At 24.5% G+C, this 4735-nt stretch carries 3 protein-coding genes; all 3 read left to right on the top strand.

Annotated elements, in window-relative coordinates:
- Window positions 1-177: 177 nt before the first annotated feature.
- The 3 genes from A500_RS00215 to A500_RS00205 all read left to right on the top strand — a co-directional run bounded on the left by A500_RS00215 (window position 178) and on the right by A500_RS00205 (window position 4719).
- A complete protein-coding gene (locus A500_RS00215; RefSeq protein ID WP_016205586.1) occupies window positions 178-1359 on the top strand; it encodes a hypothetical protein in 1182 nt (393 codons plus the stop codon).
- Entirely contained in the window at window positions 1356-2228 is an 873-nt protein-coding gene (locus tag A500_RS00210) for an LPXTG cell wall anchor domain-containing protein (protein ID WP_016205585.1), read from the top strand. Before A500_RS00215 ends, A500_RS00210 begins: the two co-directional genes overlap by 4 nt.
- Before the next feature lie 76 nt (window positions 2229-2304).
- The gene (locus A500_RS00205) at window positions 2305-4719 is read left to right on the top strand and encodes a C39 family peptidase (RefSeq protein ID WP_016205584.1); all 2415 of its coding nucleotides are present in this window, start codon (window positions 2305-2307) and stop codon (window positions 4717-4719) included.
- The last annotated feature ends 16 nt before the right edge of the window (window positions 4720-4735 follow it).

Here is a 4735-nt window from a genome sequence, read left to right as displayed (position 1 = left end):
AAAATTTTACACCCCAGGGGTGACTTTTTATATAAGTAAAATGTAAATAATATAGTGAAAATATAAGAAAAACTTGTAAAAATAAAGTATAATTTAGTTGAATATGTAAAATATGTATATTATAATAAGGCTTGCAGTTGATTTTGCAAATATATTTATATTTCAATGGAGGGGAAAATGAGAAAATTTAAATTATTTATAGCTAGTATGCTAACTTACTTTATGGCAATATCCTTATTACCTACAAGTTTGGTGCAAACTATAGCTAAAGCGGCAGAAAATGAATATACAACTTTAGTGAAAAGTGATTATTATTTAAGGGCAGAAGAGCAATATGAAGATGCTTTCTTAGTTGCTTATGGAGATGCAAATGATAGACTTAAAGAAGGAAAAATAACAATTTCTTTAGTAAAGGCTGGAAGTGAAACTGTATTAAAAGAAATTGAGGGGTATTATGATGTACAAATTATACCATCTAAAAATGATAATAGCATTGCATTGATTAAAGTTTCTAAAAGTTATATTCAAGAATCAGAAGGTGACTACTATGAAGAATATGATTTTAAAACTAACAAATTTTCTAGTATAAGTAAAGAAAAATGGAATGAAAATTATACAGGTAACCCAGGATATAATAATAATACTTTAACAAAAGAATTAACACAAAAAATAATTAATAAAGTGAACGAAGAAGTAAATACTAATATAAATATTGATGATAAGTATTATGAAGAGAATGGAGATAACTATTATTCTTATAAAAATGATAGTGGTCGACTTAAAGTAAGAATACATAGTAGTTATGCTAATGAATCAATTGTTCAATTTGCAGTAGATAATATAAATTACACTAGTGGAAAAAATATGTATAGCGGAATGATATTTAAGGACTATATATATGTAGCAAAGAATGATTTTGATTATATTATTGATAATAATAATAACAATAATCTGTACATACATGAATATACATATGACGATTCATGGGTGAGAACTAATGATAGTATAATAAAAGTTAGTGATGGAGAGTTTATCTCAAGTGGTAAAATAGATTTTCATGGAGAATGGGAAAGCTATTTAACAGATTTAAATAATAGGCTTTACTTTAAATCTGCAAATGGAATTAGCAAGTATAAATTAGAAGGTAACCAATATATATTTGAAGAAAATTATACTACATTTGAAAATTCACAAGCTAGTATAAATTATAATGAAAAACAAATATCGTTATTAGAGCAAGATGATAGTAAAGTATATATTAGTAAAATAGAAAATAATGAACTACATAAAGTTTTAGATGTGACTGAATCCATTAACAAATTAGTTAATAATGATAAAAAAATGGTTACATTAATATGAAGTTATTTAATAACGATAACATAATGCTGGTAAATTATAATGGATTTGCTATAATTCAAAAAAATGCTCTTGGAGAACCTTCAAATCCAGAAGAGCCAAATAACCCAGGAGATAATGGGAATGTAGTAGTAATACCATCAGATGATAAGGTGATTGCAGAAGTATCTAAAATTAATCCTAATGATAAAAATGAAATTAAGGTTAATACAGAAGCTTCAGCTAAGAAGGTAGAAGTATTAATAAAAGATGTTGAGTCATTAAAAAGTGGAACAGGATCTTTAAATATAACTATAAACAATGGAGTAACAATGAACTTACCATTATCTACAATAGATAAGAGCCTTTTAGAAGGAGCAGATAATGTTACTATTAAATTAGATGTTGTAGAAAATTCAGATATAATTAAGCAAATTAAAGCAGTTAATAAAGTATTTGATTTCAACTTAATTATAACTAAGGGTAATGAATCATTAAATATTCACAACTTTAAAGATGGACTAGCTGAAGTTACTCTAAATTTAACAGATGAAGATCTTAAGGAATTAAATAAAGACAAGCTTGTAGTTTATTATTACAATGATGTAGAAAAAACTTTTGAAGCTATGGAAACAGTAGTAAATGGCAACAAAATAACATTTAAGACACCACACTTTTCTAAATATGTTGTTGCAGAAAAAGTAACAGATACTAATGGAGGCTCATCTCCATCAGAAGGAGCAAATGACAATACAAATAATAATACTGAGACAGGAAAAGGAAATCTTCCAGAAACAGGATCAGTAGTATCTAATAATGTTATTCTAGTTTTAGCAATTGGAATAGTTGCTATTGGTGGAATTATGTTTTTTAGAAAAAGAAAACATGCTTAAAATAAATTAGTAAAAGTATAAATCCATGCAGTTAGAAATCTATTGCATGGATTTTTTTGAAACAAGGAGATTGTTTATGTTTGAAATAATAATAGGAATACTACCATTTATAATACCATCATCAATTTTAAAAGAAAATTTAGCTACTTTAATTTTGTTTTTAGTAGGAAGTATTTTTATTATAAAAAATAAAAATAAAATTAAGGAAAATAAATATTTCTATATAATAGGAGTTATGAGTTTATTAATCCTATTATCACAATTAATAATTTCGCCATATATAGAAAGTATTTCAGGAAGTTTTCTATACTTAAATATGGCCATATATTATTTAATTTATGGATATATTATTAAATATGAAAATAAAGATGAAATCTCAAAATATATACTTTTGTCAATAATAGTAGTTAGTTTATTTTATATTTTCTATCATGGGTTATATCAAGGAATTAGAGTTTTTGGAAATATAGGATATGCAAATAGTTATGCTTTATTAGCGTTAGTTAGTTTATATTTAAACAAAATTAGAAAAAAAGACAATCTTACAGAATTTATAGAAATAATACTATTTTTAACTTTACTATTTACAGGTTCAAGAACTACACTAGTTTTATCCTTAATATACATAGCTTACAAATTATATTCAGATTATAAATATAAGAATATTAAAGTAATAATATCTCTAGAAGGATTTTTTTGTGCAACTATACTATATATTATTATGGAGAAACTAAGGATTTACTCACTATTAGTAATTCCTATACTTATTATACTTTACTATTTTATTAAAAATATTAGATTTATAGATAAGCTATACTATGGCTTAGGAGTAATATCACTGATTTTATTAATCATTAGTAATAATAATCTAATAAATAGATTAAAAAATATTTCATTATATACAGGAACCCTACAAGAAAGGCTTCTTATATATGGAGATTCAATAAAAAGTATTACAAAGCATCCTTTAGGTAATGGAATAAATATGTTTCAATATAAATTATTTAATGATGCAACAGCTTTTTATGATGTTAAGTATATACATAATTCCTATTTGCAAGTTGCATATGATACAGGTATAGTAAATGCCTTAATATTTATTACAGTAATTATTTTAGGGTTAATGATGTTAATTAAAAGTAAGAGTAAGCACAAATTTTCCTTAATATTAGCATATGGAACTATATTAGTACATTCAATACTAGACTTTGATTTATCCTTTAGTACCTTTCCAATAATTCTTGTTATGTTAGTGGCATTAGGAGACATAGGAGGTGCAGAAAATAAGAAAGACAAAATAGTATATGAAGACAATAAAAAACAAGCTTTTAATTTAAGTAAGTATTTATATATAACAATAGCTAGTCTTTCTATTTACTTTATAATTTTTGAGACAAGTATAGTAATTGGAAATTACTTTATAGATACCAATTCAAATTTATCAGATAAGATTTTCAACTTTTCAAATAATATTTCCTTTAAAAGAGATTATAGAGGGTATTTTAATAAAGCTAAAGCAAAGAAAAATCTATATGATGAAAGCAAGGATGAAAATTATTTAAAAGAAGGTGTCTCACTATTAGAAGCTTGTAAAGAAATTAATCCTTTTGATCCAATGTTAATATGGAATCTTTCTTATCTATATGAAGCTTTAGGACAAAATGAAACTGCATTAAATCTTAGTGAAGAGGTTTTAGAAAGAGAAAGATTTTATCCAGCAGCATATACAAAGCAATATGATTATTTAATGAAACTTTATGGAGAAACTAATGATAAAAAGTATGAGGATGAAGTTAATAAGTTAGAATACACTTATTATAAAAACTATAAAGAATTAAATAAAAGAGCTAAATATATGAATAATCAACTACAAGAAAATTTTGATGATATTAGAGATAAAAATATTGACTATAATATATTATTAAATAAAAAATATGAAAACAAAATAAAATATTTCAATCAAGAAGATGAAGAGTGGGCAAGATATCCATACAAAACTGATAGTAATCCATTAGGTGAAACAGGGTGTGGGGTAACAGCTATGGCGATGATACAGTCAACAATAAAAGAAAAAGAGATAACTCCAATTGAAATGGCTGAATACTCAATAAAAAATGGATATTGTAATAATAATACTGAAGTAGAGTTTTTTGATAATGTAGTAAAAGATGAAAGATATAAGTTAAATGTAGAAAAATTCAATAGCGATGAAATATCAAAAGTAAAAAGACTTGTAAGCGATGGGAAGCATATAGCAGTTGCATTAATGAGACAAGGGGACTTTACAACAGAAGGCCATTACTTAGTTTTATATGGAATTGAAACTATAAATGGAATAAATTATTTTAATGCTTTAGATAGTAATAAAGACAACAATAATTATATAGATAATGGGAATATAATTTATAATAATCCTAAAGATGGATTTATAAAAGTTAAATCAAGTTTATTTTTAGAACAATGCATTCAATTTTGGGTTTATAGTATTTAAATGAACACTTGTAATA

This window comes from Clostridium sartagoforme AAU1 (assembly GCF_000401215.1).
GTDB classification, from domain to species: Bacteria; Bacillota; Clostridia; order Clostridiales; family Clostridiaceae; genus Clostridium; species Clostridium sartagoforme.
The sequence above is the reverse complement of the archived record's forward strand: the minus strand, read 5'-3'. Positions and strand labels throughout refer to the sequence as shown.